Source organism: Rubrivivax sp. JA1026 (assembly GCF_011065555.1).
In the GTDB taxonomy this organism is placed as follows: Bacteria; Pseudomonadota; Gammaproteobacteria; order Burkholderiales; family Burkholderiaceae_C; genus Rubrivivax; species Rubrivivax benzoatilyticus.
Genome location: NZ_JAALCQ010000012.1, coordinates 26,991 through 51,926 on the forward strand (window position 1 = coordinate 26,991; position 24,936 = coordinate 51,926).

The window sequence follows — 24,936 nt, forward strand, 5'->3', positions numbered from 1 at the left end:
GGAGGCGCGATTCTAGAATCGCTGCATGACTGTGCCGCCGACCCGCTGTTTTGCCCTGGTCCCGTGCGCCGGTGTCGGCCTGCGGGCCGGCGCCGGCGGCCCCAAACAATACGCGCCGCTGGCCGGCCGGCCGGTGGTCGCGCACACGCTGGCGGCGCTGGCCGCGGTGCCGCGGCTGGCGGGCACGCTGGTTGTGCTGTCGCCCGACGATGCGCAGTTCGAAGCCGCGGTGCCGGACTGGCAAGGCTGGCTGGCACGCTGCGGCGGCGCCACGCGCGCCGAGAGCGTCGCCAACGGCCTGCCGGTGCTGCGTGAACTGGGCGCCCGCGACGACGACTGGGTGCTGGTGCACGACGCCGCCCGCTGCCTGCTGCGGCCCGAATGGGTCGACCGCCTCATCGACGCCTGCCTGGCCGACCCGGTCGGCGGGCTGCTGGCGCTGCCGCTGGCCGACACGCTGAAAGCCGAGGAGGCCGGGCGTGTCGCCGACACCGTGCCGCGCGCCGGCAAATGGGCCGCGCAGACGCCGCAGATGTTCCGCATCGGCCTGCTGGCGCGGGCGCTGGCCGAAGCCGGTGATCAGGTCACCGACGAATCCAGCGCCGTCGAGGCGCTGGGCCTGGCGCCGCGCCTCGTGCCCGGCGATCTCGAAAACCTCAAGGTGACCTGGCCGGCCGATTTCGCGCTCGCCGCGCGCCTGCTGCAGACCCGATGAACCCTCTGGACCTCCGCATCGGCGAGGGCTGGGACACCCACCAGCTCGTCGCCGGCCGCCCGCTGATCTTGGGCGGCATCACGATCCCGCACAGCCACGGCCTGCTCGGCCACAGCGACGCCGACGCGCTGCTGCACGCCATCACCGACGCGCTGTTCGGCGCCGCGGCGCTGGGCGACATCGGCCGCCACTTCCCCGACACCGCGGCCGAGTTCAAGGGCGCCGACTCGGGCGTGCTGCTGGCCGAGTGCGCGCGCCGCGTGCGCGCTGCCGGCTGGGAGATCGTCAACGTCGACTCGACCATCGTCGCCCAGGCGCCGAAGATGGCGCCGCACATCGCCGCGATGCGCACGCGCATCGCCGAGCTGCTGGCCGTCGGCGTCGAGCGCGTCAACGTCAAGGCCAAGACGGCCGAGAAGCTCGGGCCGGTCGGCGAGGGTCGGTCGATCGAGACGCGAGCCGCCTGCCTGCTGTACCGCGCCGGCTGAGGCGGCCGCGGCGTTACGGCGCCCGGCGCAGCCGCAGGTGCGCCATCAGCCCGCCGTCAGCGGCGTTGGCCAGCTCCAGGCTGCCGCCCATGCGCTGCATCGCCTTGTCGACGATCGCCAGCCCCAGGCCGGCGCCGGTGGCGGCGGTGCGTGCGGCGTCGCCGCGGAAGAACGGTGTCGTCAGCTGCGACAGCTTCTCGGGCGGCACGCCGGGGCCGTTGTCGCGCACCGTCAGCACGACCCACGGCCCGGTGCGCGCGTAGGAGACCGTGACCTCGGCGACGCCGGTGTCGGTGCCGCGGCCGTAGCGGCGTGCGTTCTCGAACAGGTTGGAGAAGACGCGGCCGAGTTCGGTCTCATCGGCCAGCACCTTCAGGTCGATCGCGACGCGCGAGTGGATGCGGATCTGCGCCGGGTCGCGGAAACCGGCGGCCTCGCGGTCGATCAGCTGCGAGACGTGCACCGGGCGCATCTCGGTGTCGCCCGGGCGCGCGTAGTCCATGAACTTGTCGATGATCGCGTCGAGCTGGTCGATGTCCAGCGCCATGTTGCGCTTGGCCTCGTCGTCGGAGACGCTCATCTCCGTCTCCAGCCGCAGCCGCGCCAGCGGCGTGCGCAGGTCGTGGCTGATGCCGGCGAGCATCACCGCACGGTCTTCCTCGACGCGCGCGAGTTCGCGTGCCATGCGGTTGAAGCCGCGGTTGACCTCGCGGATCTCGCTGGTCAGCGTGTTCTCGTCCAGGCGCGAGTCGAGGTCGCCTTCGCGGATGCGGCTGGCCGCGAACGACAGCTGCTTCAGCGGCCGGTTGATCAGCCGCGCGATTGCCACCGAGCCGAGCAGCGTCGCCAGCAGCGCGATGCCGATCCAGACGAACCAGGTGCTGCGGGTCAGCGGGCTGGTGTGGTTGTCGTCGATCTGCAGCCAGTAGGCGTCGCCGTCGATCGAGAACCCGACCCACATGCCCGAGGTGGCGTTGACGCTGCGCGCGACGATCGCATCCTCACCGAGCGTCGCGCGCAGCTCGCGTGCGACGCGGCGCGTGAAGCGGTCGACCTCGAAACCTTCCCAGCGGTCGCCCGGCTCGCGCGGCGTGACGCGCACCGCGCCCTGCTGCCCGAGCGACTTCACCAGCGCGACGCGGTTGATGCCGTCGGCCTGCTGCAGCGCCGCGCGCGACAGGTTCACGAGACCGGCGATCTGCTGCGCGGACTCGACCGCACGCGGCTCGAACTCGAGCGCGCGCAGCGTCTGCACCCAGGCGAAGACCCCGCCGGCCAGCAGCAGGGCCAGCAGGCAAAAGGTGCGCCAGAAGAGGCTCAGGGCGATCGTCTTACGTGCCATCGGCCGCGATGATGCCGTTCAGGATGCGGCCGGGGGGCGGCGTGATGCGTGCGGCGCCGTCGCGGCGCGCGCGCCTGTCGCGCCGGCGCGTCAGCTTGCGCCGTCCGGCACGAAGACGTAGCCGACGCCCCAGACGGTCTGGATGTAGCGCGGCTGCGCCGGGTCGGGCTCGAGCATCTTGCGCAGGCGCGAGATCTGCACGTCCAGGCTGCGGTCGAAGGGCTCGAACTCGCGGCCGCGCGCCAGCTGCGCCAGCTTGTCGCGCGACAGCGGCTGGCGCGGGTGGCGCACCAGCGCCTTCAGCATCGAGAACTCGCCTGTGGTCAGCGCGATCTGCTCGCCGTTCTTGGACAGGCGGCGCAGCGACAGGTCGAACTCGAACGGCCCGAAGTTGACGACCTGCGGCTCCTTCGACGGCGCACCCGGCGCTTCCGGGGCCGGGCGGCGGCGCAGCACCGCGTGGATGCGCGCCAGCAGCTCGCGCGGGTTGAAGGGCTTGGGCAGGTAGTCGTCGGCGCCGACTTCCAGGCCGACGATGCGGTCGACGTCCTCGACCTTGGCGGTGAGCATGATGATCGGCGTGATGTCGTTGGCCGCACGCAGGCGGCGGCAGATCGACAGGCCGTCCTCGCCCGGCAGCATCAGGTCGAGCACGATCAGGTCGACCGTGTCGCGCGTCAGCACGCGGTTCAGCGCCTTGGCGTCCTCGGCCAGCAGGACCTCGAAACCTTCCTGCGACAGGTAGCGACGCAGCAGGTCGCGGATGCGGGCATCATCGTCGACGACCACGATGCGGTCGGGACGGGTATTGGCGGGGGTGTTCATCACCGACTCCAAACTTGTAACAGCGGCATTGTGCGGGCCGATTTCCGGGCGTCCCGGCGTTTGCTGACCTGTTGTTACAAGTCTTGCGGCGTGTCCGCGGTGCCATCGTGCCCTCCGCTGCGTTTTGCCCAGGAGAACACGTGTGCAACCCTTGCCTCTGAAAGGAAACGTTGACATGCCCTTCGTCCGAAAGGCCTTCGTGCTGGCCGCTTTCGCCGCGGTTGCCGCGGCCCAGGCGCAGACCTTGCCGCCGCCGCAGAACGTCGTCAGCCTGTCGGCCAGTGCCACCGCCGAGGTGCCGCGCGACATGCTGTCGGTGACGTTCTCGACCTCGCGCGAAGGCCCTGACGCGCAGACCGTGCAGTCGCAGCTGAAGCAGGCGCTGGACGCCGCGCTGGCCGAGGCCCGCAAGGTGGCCAAGCCGGGCCAGATCGAGCTGCACACCGGCGGCTTCTCGCTGTACCCGCGTTATTCGAACAAGGGCGTGGCCAACGGCTGGCAGGGCAGCGCCGAGCTGGTGGCCGAAGGCCGCGACGTCGCCGGCATCGCCCAGCTCACCGGCCGGGTGCAGACGATGACGATCTCGCGCGTGGGCTACTCGCTGTCGCGCGAGGCGCGCGAGAAGGCCGAGGCCGAGCTGTCGGCCGAGGCGATCACGCGGTTCCGCGCCAAGGCCGACACGATCAGCCGCCAGTTCGGCTTCGGCGGCTGGGGCATCCGCGAGGTCTCGGTGTCGGCGAGCGAACCGCCGTCGGGCGTGTTCCCGATGGCGATGAAGGCGCGTGCCGCGATGGCCGACGAGGCGCTGCCGGTCGAAGCCGGCAAGGCCAGCGTCACGGTCAGCGTCTCGGGCAGCGTGCAGATGTCGGCCAAGTAGCCGACGGGGTCCGGCGGGCGGCGCCTACTGCGCCGTCCAGCCGCCGTCCATGTTCCAGGCCGCGCCGAGCACGTTGTCGCCGGCCGGCGAGCACAGGAACAGCGCCAGCGCCGCCAGCTGCTCGGGCGTCGTGAAGCGCAGCGACGGCTCCTTCTCGGCCAGCAACTGACGCTCGGCCTCGTCGTTGGACAGTCCGTGGGCGGCGGCGCGGGCGTCGATCTGCTTTTGCACCAGCGGCGTCAGCACCCAGCCGGGGCAGATCGCGTTGACGGTGACGCCGCTGCGTGCGCATTCCAGCGCCGCGGCGCGCGTCAGGCCGACGATGCCGTGTTTGGCGGCGACGTAGGCGCTCTTGCCGGCCGAGGCCACGAGCCCGTGCACCGAGGCGACGTTGATGACGCGCCCCCAGCCGCGGTGTTTCATGCCGGGCAGCGCGACACGCATCGTGTGGAAGGCCGAGCTGAGATTGATCGCGATGATCGCGTCCCAGCGTTCGGCCGGGAAATCCTCGACCAGCGCGACGTGCTGGATGCCGGCGTTGTTGACGACGATGTCGGGGCCGCCGAACTGGCGTTCGCACTGGTGCACCAGGTCCTCGATCTCGTCGGGCCGGCGCATGTCGGCGCCGTGGTGGGCGACCTCGCCGGAACCGGCGGCGCGCACCGTCTGCAGCGCGGCGTCGACGTCGCCGAACCCGTTGAGCATCAGCTTCGCACCCTGCTGGGCCAGCGCCACCGCCATGCCGAGGCCGATGCCGCTCGTCGAGCCCGTCACCAGCGCCGTCTTTCCCTGGAGCATGTGCCGTCCCCTTGCCGGTTGCTACGATCGGACGATTATCGGGATCGATTCCCGCGCCTTCCATCCTCGTCGCCCCCCATGAACCCCCGCCTGAACGACGTGTCCTGCCTCGATGCCCGAGGCCTGCACCGCATGGCGTACTGGGAATGGGGCGATCCGACGGCGCGCCATGCGGTGGTCTGCGTGCACGGGCTGTCGCGCCAGGGGCGCGACTTCGACACGCTGGCGCAGGATCTTTCGCCGCAGCTGCGCGTGGTCTGCCCCGACATCGTCGGCCGCGGCCGCAGCGACCGGCTCGCCGACCCCGCCGGCTACACGGTGCCGCAGTACGTCGCCGACGTCGTCACGCTGCTCGCGCGGCTGGACGTCGACACGGTCGACTGGGTCGGCACCTCGATGGGCGGGCTGATCGGTCTGGGTGTGGCCAGCCTGGCCGGCTCGCCGGTGCGCCGCCTGGTGCTCAACGACGTCGGCCCGGCGATCGAGCCGGCGGCGCTGGAGCGCATCAAGGGCTATCTCGGCCAGCCGGTGCGCTGGGCGAGCGTCGAGGACGCCGCCGAGGCGATCCGTCAGGTGTCGCTGGGTTTCGGCCCGCACACGCCTGAACAATGGCTGGCGCTGACCCGGCCGCAGCTCGTCGCCGACGGCGACGGCTGGATCCCGCATTACGACCCGGCGATCGCCGTGCCGTTCCGGGCGATCACGCCCGAGATCGCCGCCGCCGGCGAAGCCGCGCTCTGGGCCGCCTGGGACGGCCTGCGCTGCCCGACGCTGCTGCTGCGCGGCGCCGAGTCCGATCTGTTGTCGCGCGCCACCGCCGAGGCGATGACGCGCCGCGGCCCGCGTGCGCAACTGCACGAGTTCGCCGGGGTCGGCCATGCGCCGATGCTGGTCCAGCCTGAGCAGCGCGCCGTCGTCCGCGATTTCCTCTTGTCCTGATGAGAACCGCCGAACCTTCCGAAGCGGCCGTCGACGCGGCCGCGATCGTCGAACTGGCGGCGCGGGAAACCGGTGTCGCCGAAGACGGCGCCGTCGCGCTCGAACGCGCCCGCGCCTTTGCCGAGCCGCTGCTGGCCGGCCACCTGCTCGACACCGGCGAGCCCGCGCTGGTGCACGCCGACGGCGTCGCCGCGATCCTGCAGGCCATCGGCGCGGCGCCGTCGATGCGCGCCGCCGCTTATCTGGTCTACGCCGGCGACTACCTCCAGCATCCCGAGGAGATGGTCGCCAAGGCCTTCGGCCAGTCCTACGCCAGCCTGGTGACGCACACCCGGCGGCTGGTGCAGATCCAGCGTGCGACGCGTGCCGCCTCGGTGCTGGAGGCGCAGCGCCAGCAGCAGGCCGAGCAGGTGCGCAAGATGCTGCTGGCCTTCTCGCACGACCTGCGTGTCGTGCTGCTGCGCCTGGCCTCGCGGCTGCAGACGCTGCGCTGGTATGCCGCCGAGCGGGTGCCGTGCCCGCAGGAGCTGGCCGAGGAGACGCAGCAGATCTTCGCGCCGCTGGCCAACCGCCTGGGCATCTGGCAGATCAAGTGGGAGCTGGAGGATCTGGCGTTCCGCTTCCTGCAGCCCGAGGAGTACAAGCGCATCGCGCGCCTGCTCGACGAGAAGCGAGTCGAACGCGAGCAGCGCATCGAAGGCGCGCGCCGCCGCATGCGCGAACGCCTGGCCGAGGCCGGCATCCGCGCCGAGGTCCACGGCCGTCCCAAGCACCTGCACAGCATCTGGAAGAAGATGCGCGGCAAGGGGCTGCCGATCGAGCGTGTCTTCGACCTGAGCGCGCTGCGGGTCATCGTCGACGACGTCGCCGGCTGCTACGCCGCGCTGTCGCGTGTGCACGAGTGTTTCCGCGCCGTCGACGGCGAGTACGACGACTACATCGCCCGGCCCAAGCCCAACGGCTACCAGTCGCTGCACACCGTCGTGCTCGACGACGACGGCCGCGCGCTGGAAGTGCAGATCCGCACCCGCGCGATGCACGAGCACGCCGAGCACGGCGTCGCCGCGCACTGGATGTACAAGGAGGCCGGCGTGCGCGGCTACGCCGGCGTCAGCGCCGCGGGCGACTTCAACGAGCGCCTGGCCGAGGCGCGCAAGGCCGTGCTGCGCGAGCTGCTGGCCTGGGAGCGCGACTTCGCGACGACGCAGGACGCCACCGCCTCGGCGGTGTTCGACGACCGCATCTACGTCTTCACGCCGCAGGTCAACGTCATCGACCTGCCGGTCGGCGGCACGCCGGTGGACTTCGCCTACGCGCTGCACACCGACCTGGGCCACCGCTGCCGCGGCGCGCGGGTCGACGGCGCCATGGTGCCGCTGAACACGGCGCTGGTCTCGGGGCAGACGATCGAGATCGTCGCCGCCAAGGAAGGCGGGCCGTCGATGGACTGGCTCAACCCCGAGCTGGGCTACCTGAAGAGCCCGCGCGCCAAGGCCAAGGTGCGCGCCTGGTTCAACGCCCAGGCGCAGGGGCTGACGATCGCGCGCGGCCGCGAGCTCGTCGAGAAGCTGCTGCAGCGCGAAGGCAAGACCGCGGTCAAGCTCGAGACGCTGGCCGAGCAGCTGGGCTTCAAGACCGCCGACGCGCTGTTCGAGGTCGTCGGCAAGGACGAGTTCTCGCTGCGCAACATCGAGCAGATCCTGCGTCCGGCCGCGCCGGCGGTGGCCGAGGAGGACGAGGGCATCGCGCTGCGCCGCCCGCGCCACGAGGGCGGCAAGGGCAAGGGCGGGGTGCTGGTCGTCGGTGTCGACTCGCTGCTGACGACGCTGGCGCGCTGCTGCCGGCCGGCGCCGCCCGACACCATCGGCGGCTTCGTCACGCGCGCCAAGGGCGTGGCCATCCACCGCCGCGACTGCAGCAACTTCCGCCACATGGCGCAGAAGGACCCGGGGCGTGTCATCGAGGTCGAGTGGGGGCGCGAACGCGACGGCGTCTACCCGCTGGACGTCATCATCGAGGCCAGCGACCGCCAGGGCCTGCTGCGCGACATCTCCGAGGTCTTCGCCAAGGAGAAGATGAACGTCATCGGCGTGCACACGCAAAGCGTCAAGGACGCGCGTGGCGGCACCGCGTGGATGACCTTCACCATCGAGGTCGCCGACACCGCAAGGCTCGCGCAGGTGCTCAAGCATCTGGTCGGCATCGCCGGCGTGCGCCACGCGCGGCGTCGCTGAACGCCGGCAAGGCGGCCTGAATTTGGTCCGGTAAAGCACTCAGGTATTTGCAAAAACGCGGATCTCGTATATAGTCATAGGCTCTTCAGGCGCGTAGCTCAGCTGGTTAGAGCACCACCTTGACATGGTGGGGGTCGTTGGTTCGAGTCCAATCGCGCCTACCAAACGGACAGCCCGGTAGATCGGTGATCTACCGGGCTCTTTCGCTTTTGGCGGCCTGAAACGGCTGTCGGTTCGATGCGAGCCGGCCGTCCACTCGTGAAACGGGCCGGCATGGCCGGCCCGTCGTCAGCGTGCTGCGGCCGGGTTCAACGGAACTGGTAACGCGCCGAGACGTAGAAGAAGCGCCCGCGCGGGTCGGTGTAGCTCGGGTCGTAGCCCGAAATGAAGTAGTAGGCCTGGTTCGAGAACGGCGGCGGCGTGTCGAACACGTTCTGCACGCCGGCGCGCAACGTGAACGCCTTCGAGAACTCGTAGGCCCCCGACAGGTCCCACAGCGAGTAGGCCTTGACCCGGTTCTTGGCGACGACGCTGCCGTTCTCGGTGTCGATCGCCGAGTTCTGGTCGTCGTAGCTCGAGTAGTAGGTGTTGCCGACGCTGGCGCTCCACGCGCCGCGCTCCCAGTCGAGGCTCAGCCGGTGGCGCCAGCGCTGCACGACGCTGTCGGTGACGAAACGCCCGAGGTTGCTGATGTAGCCCAGCTCGGGGCTCGGCTGCTGCTTGGACTCGAGCATCCAGGTGCCCGACAGCCGGGCGCCGAACACGCCGACGGCGGTCTTCAGCCCCTTCATCTCGACGACGACGTCCAGCCCCGAGGCCTTCTGCCGGCCGCGGTTCTCCTTGCGCAGCTCGATGTAGCAGATCTCGGGGTCGTCCGGGTCGTAGTCGCAGTCGGCCAGGCCCTCGTCCTCGTTGTAGCGGTGCACGAGGTGCTCGAACTTGTCGAGGTTGCCGAGGATCACGTCGTCGCCGATCTCGCTGATCACGTCGCGCTTCTGGATGTTCCAGTAGTCCAGGCTCACGCTCCACAGCGGATGCGGCGTGAACACCGTGCCGAGCGAGAACTGGCGCGAACGCTCGGGCTTCAGGTCGGGGTTGCTGTAGCGGCGCGTCTCCCAGCTGTCGGCGCACTCGGCGTAGCCGTTCTCCGCCGTCGCGCAGACCACCGGGTCGGGCAGCGTCGAGGTGCTGCTGTACTGGGTCGGACGGTGCAGGTCGGTCATCGACGGTGCGCGGAAGCCCGTGCCGAACGAGCCGCGCAGCAGCAGGTCCGGCGAAGCGAGGTAGCGCAGCCCGACCTTGGGGTTGGCGGTGTTGCCGACGCCTTCGTAATGGTCGAAGCGCGCCGCGAGCTGCAGTTCCAGCTTCTTCGTCACCGGCAGCGCCAGCTCGCCGTAGACGGCCGCGACGCGGCGCTGGTCGCTCGTCGCCGTGCCGCCTTCGGGTGCGTCGTCGTTGTTGATGTTGTCGCTCATCAGCAGCGCCGACGGGTTGAAGCTCGTCTTCTCGCGCCGGATCTCGCCACCCAGCGCCAGGCTCGCCGCGCCGCCGGGCAGGCGGCCCAGCGTGCGGCTGGCGTTGAAGTCCAGCGAGTCCATCGTGCCGCGCGCGCGCCGCACGACGTCGTTGATCTGGATGCTGTCGATGTAGGCCAGCGCCTCGGCGGTGTTGGGCGCAAAGGGGTTGATGAGGCCGCTGTCCAGGCCGTCGATCAGCTTGTCGTAGAGCAGGTAGCCGTGGGTGTCGCGGTCGGCGACTTCGCTGACGCTGTGGTTCAGGCCCCACTCGTAGTCCCAGTCGCCGACGCTGCCGCTCATGCCGACGACGTAACGCTGGCTGGTGCTGGTCAGCTCGCTGGCGCGGCGGCCGGCGTCGGTCAGGCGCAGGCGCAGGCGGATGTCCGGGTCGATGGCCTCGAGCCCGGTGAAGCCGGCGAGTTCCGGGACCTGGCTGTAGTCGATGTAGTACTTGTTCAGGCGCGGCGACGAGCCGACGTACCAGGTCTTCGCGCGCGCCAGCGCGACTTCGGCGAACAGGTCGTGGCCGCCGCCGAGTTCGGTGACCGCGCGGCCCAGGAAGCTCAGCTTCTCGGACTTCGGGTACAGCTCGGTGTCGCGCATGTAGTCGTAGGTGCAGCCCTGCGCCCCGCCGACGCCGCCGGGCAGATGCAGGTTGGCTGGCGGGTTGCACCCCGGGGCCGAGAAGTTGATGCGGTGGCTGTTGATCAGTTCGCCGCCGACCAGCAGGCCCTGGTCGCGCAGGTACTCGAACTGCTCGTCGCTCAGGTCGAGGTTGGCCGGGGACGTGTAGCCCGACAGCAGATGCGGCAGCCGCTCGGCGATCTTCAGGTCCTGGATGAAGCCGCGCTGCGAGGTGCTCAGCGCGTCGGTGCGCTGCACGTCGAAGACGCCGAAGACGTTGAAGCCGTTCTCGGCCAGCGTGCCGTAGCCGGCCGTCACCGACGCGGTGCGCTTGCCGGCGCCGCCTTCCTGGGTGTCGCCGACGTAGACGTTGACCTCCGCGCCGGTGTAGTCCTTGCGGGTGACGAAGTTGATGACGCCGGAGATCGCGTCGGTGCCGTAGATCGCCGAGGCGCCGTCGAGCAGCACCTCGACACGCTCGATCGCCGCGGCCGGGATGCTGTTGAGGTCGACGCCGGCGTCGTCGCCCGGCGACGCGAAGTTGGCCATGCGCCGGCCGTTGAGCAGCACCAGCGTCGACGACGTGCCGATGCCGCGCAGGTTGGCCGAGTTGAAGCCCTTCTGGTCGTAGCCGCCGGTGTTGATGCTGCCGCCGTCGCTCAGGCCGCCGCTGTTGCCGCTGAGGTTGCGCAGCACCTCGGCGGCGGTGGTCACGCCGGACTTGACGATCTCCTCGCGCGAGATCACCTGCACCGGCAGCGCGCCTTCGTCCTCGGTGCGCTTGATGCGCGAGCCGGTGACCTCGATGCGTTCGACCGGCCGCGAGGCCGCCGTGGCCGAGTCCTGGGCCGTCGCGGCCCGTGGCGCGGCGCCGAGCGCCAGCAGGGCCGCACAGGCGGCGGCGATGGGGGTGATGCGGCGCATCGGGTCGCGGCTCATCGATGTTCCTCGTGGCTGGCGGGCGGACCCTCGGGTCCAAAACCCCAGATTTTGTGGTGCGAATTCACAAACGGGAAACACGGCCCGACGGATGACAGCGCGGCGCAACTTCCATCCGGTCTGCCTCAATCCGGGCTGCGGCGGCGCCGCCACAATGGGCCGGCCGCACCGGCGCCGCGCCGTGCCCGACCCACTGGAGCTCCGATGGACATTCCGCATCCGTACCTGATGTTCCTCGGCGACGTGCATGACCAGCTCGCCGCCAAGACCGCCCACGGCATCGTCGACTGGCGTCGCGAGTGGTGCCTGGGCCAGACCCGTTTGCCCGGCTGCCAGGCCGATCTCGGCCTGCCCGAGATGACGATCGCCGAAGGCGTGGCCGCCGGCGCGAAGACGCTGATCGTCGGCGTCGCCAACGCCGGCGGCGTGCTGCCGGCGCACTGGGTGGCGACGATCGTCCAGGCCATCGAGGCCGGGCTCGACGTCGCCAGCGGGCTGCACGTGCGCCTGGCGCAGATCCCCGAGATCCGCGAGGCCGCGGCGCACAACGGCGTGCAGCTCTTCGACGTGCGCCACAACGACCAGACCTTCGCCACCGGCAAGGGCACCAAGCGCCCCGGGCTGCGCCTGCTGACCGTCGGCACCGACTGCTCGTCGGGCAAGAAGTACACCGCGCTGGCGCTGGAACGTGCGATGCGCGCGCGTGGCCTGGACGCCGACTTCCGCGCCACCGGCCAGACCGGCGTCTTCATCTCCGGCCACGGCGTGGCCATCGACGCCGTCGTCGCCGACTTCATCTCCGGCGCCGTCGAGTGGCTGGCGCCGGCCGCCGCGTCCGGCCACTGGGACCTGATCGAAGGGCAGGGCTCGCTGTTCCACCCGTCGTTCGCCGGCGTCTCGCTGGGCCTGCTGCACGGCGCCCAGCCTGACGCCTTCGTCGTCTGCCACGAGCCGACGCGGCGCACGATGCGCGGCGTGAAACACGCGCTGCCGACGATCGCCGAGGTCATCGAGCTGACCGTGCGCTGCGGCCGGCTGACCAACCCGGCGATCCGCCCGGTCGGCATCGCGATCAACACCCGGGCGCTGGACGACGCCGCCGCGCGCGAACTGCTCGCCGCACTGGCGAGCGAACACGGCCTGCCGGCCACCGACCCGGTGCGTTACGGTGTCGACGGGCTCGTCGACCGGCTGCTCGCCGAGTTCCCGGAGAGCGGCCGTGTCTGAGGCCCGGCTCGACGTCGCCGTCGAACGCTGGCCGATCGCCGGTGGCTTCACGATCTCGCGCGGCACCAAGACCGAGGCCGTCGTCGTCGTTGCCAGCGTCACGCAGGGCGGCATCACCGGCCGCGGCGAGTGCGTGCCGTATGCGCGTTATGGCGAGACGGTCGACGGCGTTGCCGAAAGCGTGCGCGCCCAGGCCGGCTGGCTGGCCGCGGGCGGCCGCCGTGCCGATCTCGCCGCCGCGATGCCGGCCGGCGCGGCGCGCAACGCGCTCGACGCCGCGCTGTGGGCGCTGGAGGCGCGCAGCGCCGGCCGCCCGGTGTGGGCGCTGGCCGGCCTGCCCGAGCCGCGGCCGACCGTCACCGCCTTCACGCTGAGCCTGGGCGACCCGGGCGCGATGGCCGCCGCCGCGGCGCGTGCGGCCTCGCGGCCGCTGCTGAAGGTCAAGCTCGGCGGCGACGGCGACGAGGAACGCATCCGCGCCGTGCGCGCCGCGGCACCGGGCGCGACGCTGGTCGTCGACGCCAACGAGGCCTGGACCGAAACGAACCTGGACCGCCATCTCGCCGCCTGCGCCCAGGCTGGCATCGCGCTGATCGAGCAGCCGCTGCCGGCCGCGGCCGACGCCGTGCTCGAAGGTTTCGCCTCGCCGGTGCCGCTGTGCGCCGACGAGAGCTTCCACGGCCGCGAGACGCTGGACACCGTCGCGCGACGCTACGCCTTCGTCAACGTCAAGCTCGACAAGACCGGTGGCCTCACCGAGGCGATCGAGGTGGCGAAGGCGGCACGCGAACGTGGTCTCGGGCTGATGGTCGGCTGCATGCTGGGCAGCTCGCTGGCCATGGCGCCGGCCTTCCTGCTCGCGCCCTGGGCGCGTTTCGTCGACCTCGACGGCCCGCTGCTGCTGGCGCGCGACCGCGTGCCGGGTTTCGCCTTCGACGGCAGCGTCATGCAGCCGGCGCCGGCGGGGCTCTGGGACTGAGGTGACAGGCGCCGTGCGCCGCTAGGGAAAACTCCGGCGCGGCCGGCGGCGCGCCGCGCCACAGTCGCTGGCCGCGGCGCGCGGTGCCGTCATCGGGACGCAGGCGCGCCGTGCACGCGGGCCACGAGCCTGCGCCCGACTGGAGCCTTCCCATGCTGGTCCGCAAGATCCACCACGTCGCCTACCGCTGCCGCGACGCCCGCGAAACCGTCGAGTGGTACGAGCGCCACCTCGGCATGCGTTTCATGCTCGCCATCGCCGAGGACAAGGTGCCGTCGACCCAGGCGCCCGACCCGTACATGCACGTCTTCCTCGACGCCGGCGGCGGCAACGTGCTCGCCTTCTTCGAGCTGCCGACCCAGCCGGCAATGGACCGCGACCGCAACACGCCGGCCTGGGTGCAGCACCTGGCGCTGCAGGTCGACTCGGTCGACACGCTGCTGGCCACGAAAGCCCGGCTCGAAGCCGCCGGCATCGAGGTCGTCGGCCCGACCGACCACACGATCTTCCGCAGCATCTATTTCTTCGACCCCAACGGCCACCGGCTGGAACTGGCCGCCGACTGCGCGACGCCCGAGATGATGTCGCGGCTGGACGCCGTCAAGCGCGAGATGCTCGACGAGTGGAGCCGTACCAAGAAGGCGCCCAAACACGCCGCCTGGATGCACGACGGCAGCCTGGCGAAGGAGGGCGCATGAGGCCGGGCGTCGACGAGACCCACGACCCGGCGCTCGCGAGCTGGGTCGAGTCGGCCAACGCCGACGGCACCGACTTCCCGCTGCAGAACCTGCCGTTCGCCGTCTTCCGCCGCGCCGGCAGCCGCCAGGCCTGGCGTGGCGGCGTCGCCATCGGCGACCAGGTGCTGGACCTGGCGGCGCTGCAGGCCGCCGGTGTCGCCGACGGCCGCGCCGCCGAGGCGCTGGCGCTGGCCGCCGGCGAGACGCTGAACCCGCTGATGGCCGCCGGCCGCGGCCACTGGCAAGCGCTGCGCCAGGCGCTGTCGCGGCTGCTGCGTGCCGGTGCCGTCGAACGCGCGCGCCTCGAGGCCGCGCTGGTGCCGCAGGCGGCGGCCGAGTTCACGCTGCCGGCGCAGATCGGCGACTACACCGACTTCTACACCTCGGTCCACCACGCCACGAACGTCGGCAAGCTCTTCCGCCCCGACCACCCGCTGCTGCCCAACTACAAGTGGGTGCCGATCGGCTACCACGGCCGCACGTCGAGCATCGTCGTGTCCGGCACCGGCATCCGCCGGCCCTGGGGGCAGCAGATGCGCCCCGACGCCGAGCAGCCCGAGCTGGCGCCGACGCGCCGGCTGGACTTCGAGCTCGAGCTCGGCCTGTTCGTCGGCCCCGGCAACGCGCTCGGCGAGCCGGTGCCGGTCGGCGCCGCCGAGGACCAGGTCTTCGGCGTCTGCCTGCTCGACGACTGGTCGGCGCGCGACCTGCAGGCCTGGGAGTACCAGCCGCTGGGCCCGTTCCTGGCGAAGAACTTCGCGACGACGATCTCGCCCTGGGTCGTGACGCTGGAAGCGCTGGCGCCGTTCCGCGTCGGCGCCGCGCGCCGGCCGCCAGGCGACCCGCGGCCGCTGCCCTACCTGGACTCGCCGGCGGCGGCCGAGGTCGGCGCCGTCGACCTGCAGCTGTCGGTCGAGCTGCAGACCGCGGCGATGCGCGCGCGCGGCGAGGCCGGCGCGACGATCAGCCGCACCAGCTGGCGCCATGCCTACTGGACGATGGCCCAGCTCGTCGCCCATCACAGCATCAACGGCTGCAACCTGCGCCCCGGCGACCTGCTGGGAACCGGCACGCTCTCCGGCCCGACGCCGGCCGAGGCCGGCGCGCTGATCGAGCTGTCGGTCGGCGGCAAACGTCCGGTGGGCCTGCCCGGCGGCGAGCAGCGCGCCTTCCTCGAAGACGGCGACACGGTCGTGCTGCGCGGCTGGTGCGAGGCGCCCGGCCAGCGCCGCATCGGCCTCGGCGAGTGCCGCGGCACGGTGCTGCCGGCGCTGCGCTGACGCCTCGGCGGCGGTGGCCGGGGCCGAGCTCGGCGGCCTTCCTGACCGACAATCCCGCCATGTCCCCGACGTCTGCCGCCGAGCGCGCCGCCGAGCTGCGCCGCATCCTCTCGCACCACGCCCACCGCTACTACGTGCTCGACGCGCCGGAGATCCCCGACGCCGAGTACGACCGCCTGTTCCAGGAACTGCAGGCGATCGAGACTGCATATCCGGAGCTGCGAATGCCAGACTCACCAACTCAGAGGGTGAGCGGTGCAGCATTGACCGGACTTGAGCTGGTCAGGCACGCAGTGCCCATGCTGAGCATAAGGACAGAGACCGACACCTCACCAGATGGCGCCGCTGCGTTTGACGCGCGTGTACGGAAGGAGCTCGGCCTAGCGGCGACTGATCCCGCTGTCGATTACTGCGCAGAGTTGAAGTTCGATGGGCTCGCAATCAATCTTCGGTACGAGAACGGTGTTCTCTGGAAGGCTTCAACTCGTGGTGACGGTGAAGTCGGGGAGGAAGTCACTCACAACGTGAGAACCATTCGTTGCATTCCTCTCCGGCTCAATGGCGTTGAGGAAGGAGTCATAGAGGTTCGAGGCGAGGTCTTCATGAGACGAGACCAGTTCGAACGTCTAAATGAGCGGCAGCGTCAGAAGGGGGAGAAGACTTTTGTAAATCCTCGGAACGCTGCTGCAGGAGCTATGCGGCTTTTGGACCCCACTGAGGCACGAAAGCGCCCGCTTGACTTCTATGCCTACGGTCTAGGTGAGGTGGACGGCTGGACCCAACCGCCCACGCACAGCGGCACGCTGGACGCGCTGGCCGCCTTCGGCCTGCCGGTCAACGGCGAGCGCGCCGTGGTGCAGGGCGCCGACGGCCTCGTCGCCTTCCACCGGCGCATCGCCGCGGCGCGCGACGCGCTGCCCTTCGACATCGACGGCGTCGTCTACAAGGTCAACGACATCGCGCTGCAGAAGCGCCTGGGTTTCGTCACCCGCGAGCCGCGCTGGGCGGTGGCGCACAAGTACCCGGCGCAGGAGCAGATGACGCGGCTCAACGCCATCGAGATCCAGGTCGGCCGCACCGGCAAGCTGACGCCGGTGGCCAAGCTGGAGCCGGTGTTCGTCGGCGGCACGACGGTCAGCAACGCGACGCTGCACAACCTGTTCGAGCTGCGCCGCAAGGGCGTGCGCGTCGGCGACGACGTCATCGTGCGCCGCGCCGGCGACGTGATCCCCGAAGTCGTCGGCCGCGTGCCGGGCGAACGTGCCGGCTACGTGCCCAACTTCCGCATGCCGCGCCAGTGCCCGGTCTGCGGCAGCGCCGTCGCCCGCGAGCGCGGCGGCATCGACCACCGCTGCAGCGGCGGCCTGTTCTGCGCCGCGCAGCGCAAGCAGGCGCTGCTGCACTTCGCCGGCCGGCGTGCGATGGACATCGAGGGCCTGGGCGACAAGCTCGTCGACCAGCTCGTCGACGGCGGCCTGATCCGCACGCTGCCCGAGCTGTACACGCTGGGCGTGGCCAAGCTCTCGGCGCTGGAGCGCATGGCCGAGAAGAGCGCCGCCAACCTCGTCGCCGCGCTGGACAGGAGCAAGCAGACGACGCTGGCGCGTTTCCTCTACGCGCTGGGCATCCGTCAGGTCGGCGAGGCCACCGCCAAGGACCTGGCACGCCACTTCGGCGGCCTGGACCGCGTGATGGACGCCAGCGTCGAGCAGCTGCTGGAAGTGCGCGACGTCGGCCCGATCGTCGCGCAGAGCATCCGCACCTTCTTCGAGCAGCCGCACAACCGCGAGGTCGTCGAGCAGCTGCGGGCCGCCGGCATCCGCTGGGACGAGCACGAGGGCGCGGCCGTCGCCAACGCCGCGGCGCTGCCGCTGGCCGGCAAGACGCTGGTGCTGACCGGCACGCTGCCGACGCTGTCGCGCGAGCAGGCCAAGGAGATGATCGAGGCCGCCGGCGGCAAGGTTGCCGGCTCGGTGTCGAAGAAGACGCACTACGTCGTCGCCGGCGAGGAAGCCGGCAGCAAGCTGGACAAGGCGCGCGAGCTGGGCATCGAGGTGCTGGACGAGGACGGGCTCAGGCGGCTGCTGCAGCCCACCGACGGCGCCGCGGCGGGCAGCTGAGGCTGGGGGGCTGGGGTCAGGTCTCTGAGGCTGTGAGTTTGGGGTCAGGTCTCGCAAGACCTGACCCCGTTCCGCCCGTGACCCCGTTCCGCCCGATCCGCCCGGGCTGCGGTCAGCTGAGGTTGGGGTCAGGTCTCGTGAGACCTGACCCCGATCCCCCTGACCCCGATCCCCCCCGATCCCCCGCGCCGGATAATGGCCGGCCTGCCACTGCCCCATCCGCCGATGCCGGTCCGCGAAATCCTGAAGATGGGCGACGCCCGCCTGCTGCGCGTCGCCCAGCCGGTCGAGGCCTTCGACACGCCGGAGCTGCACGCGCTGGTGGCCGACATGATGGAGACCATGGCCGCCGCCCACGGCGCCGGCCTGGCCGCGCCGCAGGTCGGCGTCGACCTCCAGCTCGTCGTCTTTGGCTTCGAGCGCAACGAGCGCTACCCCGAGGCGCCGGCGGTGCCGATGACGGTGCTCTGCAACCCGGTCATCACGCCGCTGTCCGACGAGACCGTCGATGGCTGGGAAGGCTGCCTGTCGGTGCCGGGGCTGCGCGGCGTCGTGCCGCGGTTCGCGCGCATCCGCTACACCGGCTTCGACGCCCAGGGCCGGCCGATCGAACGCGAGGCCGAGGGTTTCCACGCCCGTGTCGTGCAGCACGAGTGCGACCACCTGATCGGCCGGCTGTACCCGACCCGCATGGACGACCTGACGAAACTCGGCTTCACCAGCGTGCTCTTCCCGGAGCTCGACCCGGCGGCCGACGACTGAAGGCCGGCCCGCGGCAGAAACACCGGTTTACATGAGGGCCGGTCGGCGTCACCCCCGCGCTGCGCGTTGGAGACACATGAACCGTGCTGAACGCCTCGTCCGCCGGCTGGCTGCCGGCCTCGTCACCGTCGCGGCGCTGGCCGTGCCGGCGCTGGGTTTCGCGCAGGACGACCCGCCCGGGCGCGTCGGCCGGGTCGCCGCCACCGACGGCCGCGTCTGGCTCTACGACGACGCCCAGGGCGCCTGGGTCGACGTCTCCACCAATCGCCCGCTGACCCGCGGCGACCGCATCTCCACCGACGGCGATGCCCGCGCCACGCTGCGCATCGGCTCGACGACGGTGCGCCTGGGCGGCAGCACCGAGCTGGAGGTGCAGCGCCTGGACGACCAGCGGGTCTCGCTGCGGCTGCACAGCGGCGCGGCGGCGCTGCGCGTGCGCTCCAGCGAGGTCGCCGACGAGACCGAACTCGTCACCGACGAGGCCACGCTGCACCCGCGCCGTGCCGGCTACTACCGCGCCGACCGCGTCGACGACGTCAGCTGGGCCACGGCCTGGCGCGGCGAGCTGAGGGTCGACCCGGCCGGCGCCGCGGCCTTCACCGTCGACGACGGCCGCCGCGTCGAACTCTGGAACGAACGTGGCCGGGCCCAGCGCCGCTGGGACGAGCCGCCCGACGACGAATTCGCCGACTGGGCCCGCCGCGAGGACCGCGCCGACGAACGCAGTGCCGCCTACCGCTACGTCTCGCCCGAGATGACCGGTGCCGAGGATCTGGACCGCTACGGCCGCTGGGACCGTCACCCCGAGTACGGCAACGTCTGGGTCCCGTCGGCGGTGCCGGCCGGCTGGGCGCCGTACCGCTACGGCCACTGGGCCTGGGTCGCGCCCTGGGGCTGGACCTGGGTCGACGACGCGCCCTGGGGCTTCGCGCCCTTCCACTACGGCCGCTGGATGTACTGGGGCAACCGCTGGGCCTGGTATCCGGGCGCCTATGTCGCACGCCCGGTCTACGCGCCGGCGCTGGTGGCCTGGGTCGGCGGCTCCAACTTCAGCCTCTCGATCAACCTCGGCGGGCCGCCGGTCGGCTGGGTGCCGCTGGCGCCGCGCGAGGTCTTCGTGCCGTACTACCGCGTCACGCCGGTCTACGTCGACCGCGTGAACCACCACCCGCACCTGCCGCGCCGCGTGCCGACCGGGCCGATCATGTACACCAACCAGGGTGTGCCCGGCGGCGTCACCGTCGTCTCGCGCGACGTGCTGGTGCGCCGCCAGCCGGTGGCCCGGGCGGTGGTCGACGTGCCGGTGGGCCGCCAGCCGCTGCGCACCGACACCCCGGCGGCGCTGCCGCAGGCGCCGGCCAGCGACGCCGTGCGCCGGCCGCCGCCGCCTTCGCCGCGCTGGAGCAGCGGTGACGACGGCCGCCGCGGCACGCTGCCGCCGGTGCGTCGCGACCCGCCACGCGAGCAGCGCGACGAGCGTGTGCCGTCGCCCTGGCCGGACACCGACCGCGGGGCGACCCGCCCGGGCTCCGGCTTCACCAGAACGCCGGTACCGCCGGCCGAGCGCGCCGACGAGCGCCGCGACGACCGGCGGGACGACCGCCGCGACGAGCGGCAGAACGATCGCACGACGACGCGTCCGCTGCCGGCGACGAACTTCGGCAGCCCGGAGCCCACGATGCCGCGGCGCGAGCCCACCGAGCGCACGGACCCGCCGGCCTTGACCGAGCGCCGCGGCACGACCTGGACCACGCGGCCGGCCGAGGAGCGTGCTCCGCGGCCGCCGCAGACCGTCGAGCGCCGTGCGCCCGACCAGGGCGTCGAACGCCCTGGCCGCGAGTTCACGCGCATGCCGGTCGAGCCGCGCGGCCGAGAGGCGGTGCAGGAGCGCCCACCGGAGCGCCCGCAGATGCAACCGCAGATGCAGCCGCAGATGCAACCGCAGATGCAGCCGCGCCAGCCCGAACGCCGTGACGACAAGGCCGAGGATCGGCGCGGCGGCGAGCGCCGCGGCGGCCCGCGCCAGGACGATCGCTGAATCGGCCCCGGCGTCGGGCTCAGGCGCGCGGGCGGCGTCCTGGTAGCCCGCGTTGGGGCGCCCAGGCGCCGCGGTGGATCAGCGCAGCAGCGGCTTGAGCACCGGCCAGACGTTGTCGAGCATCGTCGGCTGGGCCTGCGCGGTGGGGTGGATGCGGTCGGGCTGGAACAGCGTCTCGGCCTCGGGCACGTCGGCCACGCCGCGCAGCAGGAAGGGCACGAGCGCTGCGCCGGTCTCGCGCGCGACCTTGGCGAACGAGGCGGCGAAGTCCTCGGCGTAGCGGCGGCCGTAGTTCGGCGGCACCTCCATGCCGACGACGACGACCTTGGCGCCGGCCTCGCGCGCGCTGCGCGCCATCGCCGCCAGGTTGTCGCGTGTGTTGGCGATCGGCAGGCCGCGCAGCGCGTCGTTGCCGCCGAGCTCCAGGATCACCAGGTCCGGCTGGTGCTGCTTGAGCAGCGCCGGCAGCCGCGTGCGGCCGCCGGAGGTTGTCTCGCCGCTGATGCTGGCGTTGATGACTTTCCAGCCCGGCGCCTGGGCGCCCAGACGCTTGTCGAGCAACGACACCCAGCCGCTGCCGCGCGCCAGGCCGTACTCGGCCGACAGGCTGTCGCCGAGCACGAGCAGGGTGCGCGTGCCGGCTGCCGCCGCCGGGCCCGCGACCGCCGGGGAGACGGCGAGCGCGCTAGCATGCGCCAGCCACTGCCGGCGGGTCCACCGCATCCGAATGTCCGATCCGATCATCTCCGTCCAACGCATCTCGAAGCAGGTCGCCGATTCGACCGGCACGCTGACGATTCTCCACGACATCGATTTCGCGCTTTTCCCGAAGGAGACGGTGGCCATCGTCGGCGCCTCGGGTTCGGGCAAGAGCACGCTGCTGGCGATCCTGGCCGGGCTGGACACGCCGACCGCGGGCACGGTGACGCTGGCCGGCACCGACCTCTTCGCGCTCGACGAGGACGCACGTGCGGCGCTGCGCGCGCGCCAGGTCGGCTTCGTGTTCCAGAACTTCCAGCTGCTGGGCCACCTGACGGCGCTGGAGAACGTGATGCTGCCGCTGGAGCTGATGGGCCGGCGCGACGCGCGTGCCGCGGCCACCGAGATGCTGCAGCGCGTGGGTCTTGCCGAACGCCTGGGCCACTACCCGAAGCTGCTGTCCGGCGGCGAGCAGCAGCGGGTCGCGCTGGCACGTGCCTTCGTCGTGCGTCCGGCGGTGCTGCTGGCCGACGAGCCCACCGGCAGCCTGGACTTCGCCACCGGCGCCAAGGTCATGGAGCTGATGTTCGAGCTCAACCGCGAGGCCGGCACGACGCTGGTGCTCGTCACCCACGACCTGCAGATCGCCGCGCGCTGCGAACGCCAGCTGCGCATCGAGGCGGGGCGGGTGGCCGAGGCCACGACGGCCTGATCAAGCCGCAGCGTCGCCGCGCGGCGCGCTCGCTCCGATCAGTCGACTTCCGGCCGCGTCACGAGGCAAGGTCTTGAGGCTTCAGCGCTAGTCGATGGTCTGGCGGTAGCGCAGCATCGCCACGCCGCCGGCGGCCAGCGCGAAGGCGGCGATCGCCGCCGCCTCGGGCCACAGGTCGGTGAAGCCGCTGCCCTTGAGCATCACGGCGCGCACGATGCGCAGGAAGTGGGTCAGCGGCAGCACCTCGCCGATCGTCTGCGCCCAGCCCGGCATGCCGCGGAACGGGAACATGAAGCCCGACAGCAGGATGTTCGGCAGGAAATAGAACATCGTCATCTGCATGCTCTGCATCTGCGAGCGTGCGATCGTGCTGAAGGTGAAACCCACCGACAGCGTCGCGACGATGAACAGCAGCACCATCGCCGACAGCAGCACGAAGCTGCCGGCCATCGGCACGTGGAACAGCACGCGTGCCGCGGCGAAGACCAGCAGCACCTGGCCGTAGCCGATGATCACGTAGGGCAGGATCTTGCCGGCCATCATCTCCACCGGACGCACCGGGGTGGCCAGCAGGTTCTCCAGCGTGCCGCGCTCGCGTTCGCGGGTCATCGCCATCGAGGTCATCATCACCAGCGTCATCGTCAGGATGACGCCCATCAGCCCCGGCACGACGTTGAACGCGGTGATGCCCTCGGGGTTGTAGCGCTTGTGCACACGCACCTCGAACGGCGCCGCACCGCCGGCCAGCGGCGCCAGCGCGCCTGTGAGCTCGCTGCGCAGCGCCAGCGTCGGCAGCGCCGCCAGCGCGGCCACCGCCTGCCCGGTGGCTGCCGGGTCGCTGGCGTCGGCCAGCACGACGAGCGGCGGCGTCTCGCCACGCAGCAGCCGGCGCGTGAAGTCGCCCGGGAAGACCAGTGCGAACTGCACCTCGCCGCGCGCGATCAGGTCCTCGGCGCCGGCTTCGCTGGGCGTCGCGACGATCTCGAAGTAGCCGGTGTTGCGCACCGCGGCGACGACGCTGCGCACGACGGGCGACTCGTCCAGCGCGACGACGGCCGTCGGCAGGTGCTTGGGGTCGCCGTTGATCGCGTAGCCGAACAGCACCAGCTGCATCAGCGGCACGCCGATCAGCATCGCGAAGGTCAGCCGGTCGCGGCGCAGCTGGATCAGCTCCTTGCGCAGCACCGCGAGGATGCGGCCCCAGCTAAGCGAGAGGATCCTGGGCATGCTGGGTCAGCGAGATGAAGACGTCTTCGAGCCCGGTGGCGATCGGCTCGACGGTCCAGCGGCCGGGTGCGGCGCTGTCCAGCCAGGCGGCGAAGTCCTCGCCGGCGCGGGCGCTGACGTGCACCGAACCGCCGAAGGGCACGGCCATCCAGCGGGTGTCGGCGGCGAGCAGCGCCACCGCGTCGGCCAGGTTCTCGCCGCGCAGCGTCCAGGTGCGCAGGCCCGCCGCGGCCACCACCTCGGCCGCGGTGCCGGCGGCCAGCAGCCTCCCGTAGCTGATGTAGGCCAGCCGGTGGCAGCGTTCGGCCTCGTCCATGTAGTGCGTCGAGACGAGCACCGTCAGGCCCTCGGCGGCCAGGCTGTGGATCTGCTGCCAGAAGTCGCGCCGCGCCTTGGGGTCGACGCCGGCGGTCGGCTCGTCCAGCAGCAGCAGCTCGGGCTGGTGCAGCATGCAGGCGGCCAGCGCCAGGCGCTGCTTCCAGCCGCCCGACAACGAACCGGCCAGCTGCGTGCGCCGGCCGGCCAGCCCCAGGCGTTCGAGCGCGCCATCGACCGCCTCGCGCCGCCGCGCCATGCCGTAGACGCGCGCGACGAAGTCCAGGTTCTCCTCGATCGACAGGTCCTCGTAGAGGCCGAAACGCTGCGTCATGTAGCCGACGCGGCGCTTGATGCGGCGCGCGTCGCGGCGCAGGTCCAGGCCCAGGCAGCGGCCTTCGCCGGCGTCGGGCTCGAGCAGGCCGCAGAGCATGCGGATCGTCGTCGTCTTGCCGCTGCCGTTGGGGCCGAGAAAGCCGCAGATCTCGCCGCGCCGCACCTGGATCGAGATCGCGTCGACGACGGTGCGTGTGCCGAAACGTTTGCTCAGGCCACTCACGTCGATCGCGAACTCTGCGTTCATCGTGCGGCGTCCGGCAGCGAGACCTGCACCGGCTGGCCGGGCTTCAGCGCCGAGACGCCGTCGGGCCAGGCCTCGGCGCGGAAGACGAGCTTGCTGCGCGACTCGTTGCTGTAGATGACCGGCGGCGTGTACTCGGCCTCGGGCGAGACGTGGCCGATGCGCGCCGTGAGGCCCGCCGGGCAGCCGTCGCAGGCCACCGCGACGCTGGCGCCGACCTGGGCGCGTGGCAGCAGCGCCTCGGGCACGAAGAACCGCAGCTTGACGGCGCCCGGCGGCAGCAGCACGACCACCGGCGAGCCGGCCGGCACCCACTCGCCCGGGCGGTATAGCGTGTCGTAGACCTGGGCGGCGACCGGCGCGCTGCGCGACTTCTGGTCCTCGTGCCAGCGCGCCAGCGCGGCGTCGGCACCGGCGCCGCGGGCGCTGGCGGCCGCCGCCGCCACGGCGTCGGCACGTGCCGCTTCGTCGGCCAGGCGGCGCTCTGCTTCGAGCTCGTGCACGCGCGCGGCGTCGGCGTCGCGTGCGGCGACGAGTTCGTCCAGCCGCGCCGCCGAGACGAAGCCCTGGTCGACCAGCGCACGCTGGCGTTTCAGCGCCGATTCGCTGGCCACCAGCGCGGCACGCGCCTGGGCGAGCTGGGCGTCGAGCGCGGCGCGTTCCAGCGGACGCTTGCCTTTGCGCAGGTCGTCGGCCTGCGACTCGGCGGCCGCGCGCCGTGCGTCGGCGGCCTGGCGCGACAGCGCCTCGGCGTCGGCCTCGAGCGCGAACAGCGACTGGCCGGCCTGCACGGCGTCGCCGCGGCGCACGTGCAGCGTGCGCAGCGTGCCGCCGGCCGACGCGGCGACGTAGACCAGCTCGGCTTCGGCATAACCGGCCAAGGGCGCGTCACGCTCGGCACCGCAGCCGGCGAGCGACAGGACGGCGGCCAGCACGGCGGCGTGGCGGGGCAGGGCGTTCAT

General features: G+C 71.9%; 21 protein-coding genes and 1 tRNA gene. 14 read left to right on the top strand and 8 right to left on the bottom strand.

Features of this window, described 5'->3' with window-relative positions; genetic code table 11:
- The first annotated feature begins 25 nt into the window (after positions 1-25).
- The gene (gene ispD / locus G5B56_RS18095; protein ID WP_164964145.1) at positions 26-715 is read left to right on the top strand and encodes a 2-C-methyl-D-erythritol 4-phosphate cytidylyltransferase; all 690 of its coding nucleotides are present in this window, start codon (positions 26-28) and stop codon (positions 713-715) included.
- Entirely contained in the window at positions 712-1,203 is a 492-nt protein-coding gene (ispF, locus tag G5B56_RS18100) for a 2-C-methyl-D-erythritol 2,4-cyclodiphosphate synthase (RefSeq protein ID WP_009855900.1), read from the top strand. Before ispD ends, ispF begins: the two co-directional genes overlap by 4 nt.
- A 13-nt stretch (positions 1,204-1,216) precedes the next feature.
- Here ispF and G5B56_RS18105 read toward each other — a convergent pair whose 3' ends face one another.
- Positions 1,217-2,545 carry a sensor histidine kinase gene (locus G5B56_RS18105; RefSeq protein WP_164964146.1) on the bottom strand — a complete coding sequence of 443 codons (1,329 nt, stop codon included), beginning with the start codon at positions 2,543-2,545 and terminating at the stop codon, positions 1,217-1,219.
- A gap of 90 nt (positions 2,546-2,635) precedes the next feature.
- Complete coding sequence (gene ompR, locus G5B56_RS18110; RefSeq protein WP_009855898.1) at positions 2,636-3,370, bottom strand: two-component system response regulator OmpR; 735 nt, start codon at positions 3,368-3,370, stop codon at positions 2,636-2,638.
- 175 nt (positions 3,371-3,545) lie between these two features.
- Between ompR and G5B56_RS18115 the strand changes: the two genes are divergently transcribed.
- On the top strand, positions 3,546-4,247 hold the full coding sequence (locus tag G5B56_RS18115) for an SIMPL domain-containing protein (protein WP_164964147.1): 702 nt from the start codon (positions 3,546-3,548) through the stop codon (positions 4,245-4,247).
- Between the two features lie 24 nt (positions 4,248-4,271).
- Here G5B56_RS18115 and G5B56_RS18120 read toward each other — a convergent pair whose 3' ends face one another.
- Positions 4,272-5,045, bottom strand: coding sequence for a 3-hydroxybutyrate dehydrogenase (locus tag G5B56_RS18120; RefSeq protein ID WP_164964148.1), 774 nt, complete (start codon positions 5,043-5,045; stop codon positions 4,272-4,274).
- 78 nt (positions 5,046-5,123) lie between these two features.
- Between G5B56_RS18120 and G5B56_RS18125 the strand changes: the two genes are divergently transcribed.
- From G5B56_RS18125 to G5B56_RS18135, 3 genes are all read left to right on the top strand, one after another.
- Positions 5,124-5,984 (top strand): alpha/beta fold hydrolase, encoded by an 861-nt coding sequence (locus G5B56_RS18125; protein WP_164964149.1) that lies wholly within the window; start codon positions 5,124-5,126, stop codon positions 5,982-5,984.
- Positions 5,984-8,218, top strand: coding sequence for a bifunctional (p)ppGpp synthetase/guanosine-3',5'-bis(diphosphate) 3'-pyrophosphohydrolase (locus tag G5B56_RS18130; protein ID WP_164964150.1), 2,235 nt, complete (start codon positions 5,984-5,986; stop codon positions 8,216-8,218). The genes G5B56_RS18125 and G5B56_RS18130 overlap by 1 nt, the downstream gene beginning before the upstream one ends.
- A gap of 87 nt (positions 8,219-8,305) precedes the next feature.
- Positions 8,306-8,382 (top strand) — tRNA-Val (locus G5B56_RS18135).
- A gap of 144 nt (positions 8,383-8,526) precedes the next feature.
- Here G5B56_RS18135 and G5B56_RS18140 read toward each other — a convergent pair.
- Positions 8,527-11,298, bottom strand: a complete 2,772-nt coding sequence (locus G5B56_RS18140) for a TonB-dependent receptor (RefSeq protein WP_164964151.1) — start codon at positions 11,296-11,298, stop codon at positions 8,527-8,529.
- Positions 11,299-11,502: 204 nt separating this feature from the next.
- On the opposite strand from G5B56_RS18140, the gene dgcN reads away from it, so the two are divergent.
- From dgcN to G5B56_RS18175, 7 genes are all read left to right on the top strand, one after another.
- Complete coding sequence (dgcN, locus tag G5B56_RS18145) at positions 11,503-12,525, top strand: N-acetyltransferase DgcN (RefSeq protein ID WP_164964152.1); 1,023 nt, start codon at positions 11,503-11,505, stop codon at positions 12,523-12,525.
- Positions 12,518-13,504, top strand: coding sequence for an N-acetyl-D-Glu racemase DgcA (dgcA, locus tag G5B56_RS18150; RefSeq protein WP_164964153.1), 987 nt, complete (start codon positions 12,518-12,520; stop codon positions 13,502-13,504). Before dgcN ends, dgcA begins: the two co-directional genes overlap by 8 nt.
- Positions 13,505-13,656: 152 nt before the next feature.
- Positions 13,657-14,202, top strand: coding sequence for a VOC family protein (locus tag G5B56_RS18155; RefSeq protein WP_164964154.1), 546 nt, complete (start codon positions 13,657-13,659; stop codon positions 14,200-14,202).
- Positions 14,199-15,521, top strand: coding sequence for a fumarylacetoacetase (gene fahA / locus G5B56_RS18160; RefSeq protein WP_164964155.1), 1,323 nt, complete (start codon positions 14,199-14,201; stop codon positions 15,519-15,521). Before G5B56_RS18155 ends, fahA begins: the two co-directional genes overlap by 4 nt.
- 59 nt (positions 15,522-15,580) lie before the next feature.
- Positions 15,581-17,641, top strand: a complete 2,061-nt coding sequence (gene ligA, locus G5B56_RS18165) for an NAD-dependent DNA ligase LigA (protein ID WP_164964156.1) — start codon at positions 15,581-15,583, stop codon at positions 17,639-17,641.
- 225 nt (positions 17,642-17,866) lie between these two features.
- On the top strand, positions 17,867-18,403 hold the full coding sequence (def, locus tag G5B56_RS18170) for a peptide deformylase (protein WP_164964157.1): 537 nt from the start codon (positions 17,867-17,869) through the stop codon (positions 18,401-18,403).
- 76 nt (positions 18,404-18,479) lie between these two features.
- Positions 18,480-20,441, top strand: a complete 1,962-nt coding sequence (locus G5B56_RS18175) for a DUF6600 domain-containing protein (RefSeq protein ID WP_164964158.1) — start codon at positions 18,480-18,482, stop codon at positions 20,439-20,441.
- Between the two features lie 78 nt (positions 20,442-20,519).
- On the opposite strand, the gene G5B56_RS18180 is transcribed toward G5B56_RS18175, so the two are convergent.
- Entirely contained in the window at positions 20,520-21,164 is a 645-nt protein-coding gene (locus G5B56_RS18180) for an arylesterase (protein WP_164964159.1), read from the bottom strand.
- Between the two features lie 4 nt (positions 21,165-21,168).
- Between G5B56_RS18180 and G5B56_RS18185 the strand changes: the two genes are divergently transcribed.
- Positions 21,169-21,852, top strand: coding sequence for an ABC transporter ATP-binding protein (locus tag G5B56_RS18185; protein ID WP_009857013.1), 684 nt, complete (start codon positions 21,169-21,171; stop codon positions 21,850-21,852).
- A gap of 87 nt (positions 21,853-21,939) precedes the next feature.
- Here G5B56_RS18185 and G5B56_RS18190 read toward each other — a convergent pair whose 3' ends face one another.
- Genes G5B56_RS18190 through G5B56_RS20115 form a run of 3 tightly spaced genes read right to left on the bottom strand, consistent with a single transcriptional unit; the run spans position 21,940 to position 24,936 of the window.
- A complete protein-coding gene (locus tag G5B56_RS18190) occupies positions 21,940-23,079 on the bottom strand; it encodes an ABC transporter permease (RefSeq protein WP_206023549.1) in 1,140 nt (379 codons plus the stop codon).
- Positions 23,057-23,977, bottom strand: a complete 921-nt coding sequence (locus G5B56_RS18195) for an ABC transporter ATP-binding protein (protein ID WP_164964160.1) — start codon at positions 23,975-23,977, stop codon at positions 23,057-23,059. The genes G5B56_RS18190 and G5B56_RS18195 overlap by 23 nt, the downstream gene beginning before the upstream one ends.
- On the bottom strand, positions 23,974-24,936 hold the full coding sequence (locus G5B56_RS20115) for an HlyD family efflux transporter periplasmic adaptor subunit (protein WP_164964161.1): 963 nt from the start codon (positions 24,934-24,936) through the stop codon (positions 23,974-23,976). The genes G5B56_RS18195 and G5B56_RS20115 overlap by 4 nt, the downstream gene beginning before the upstream one ends.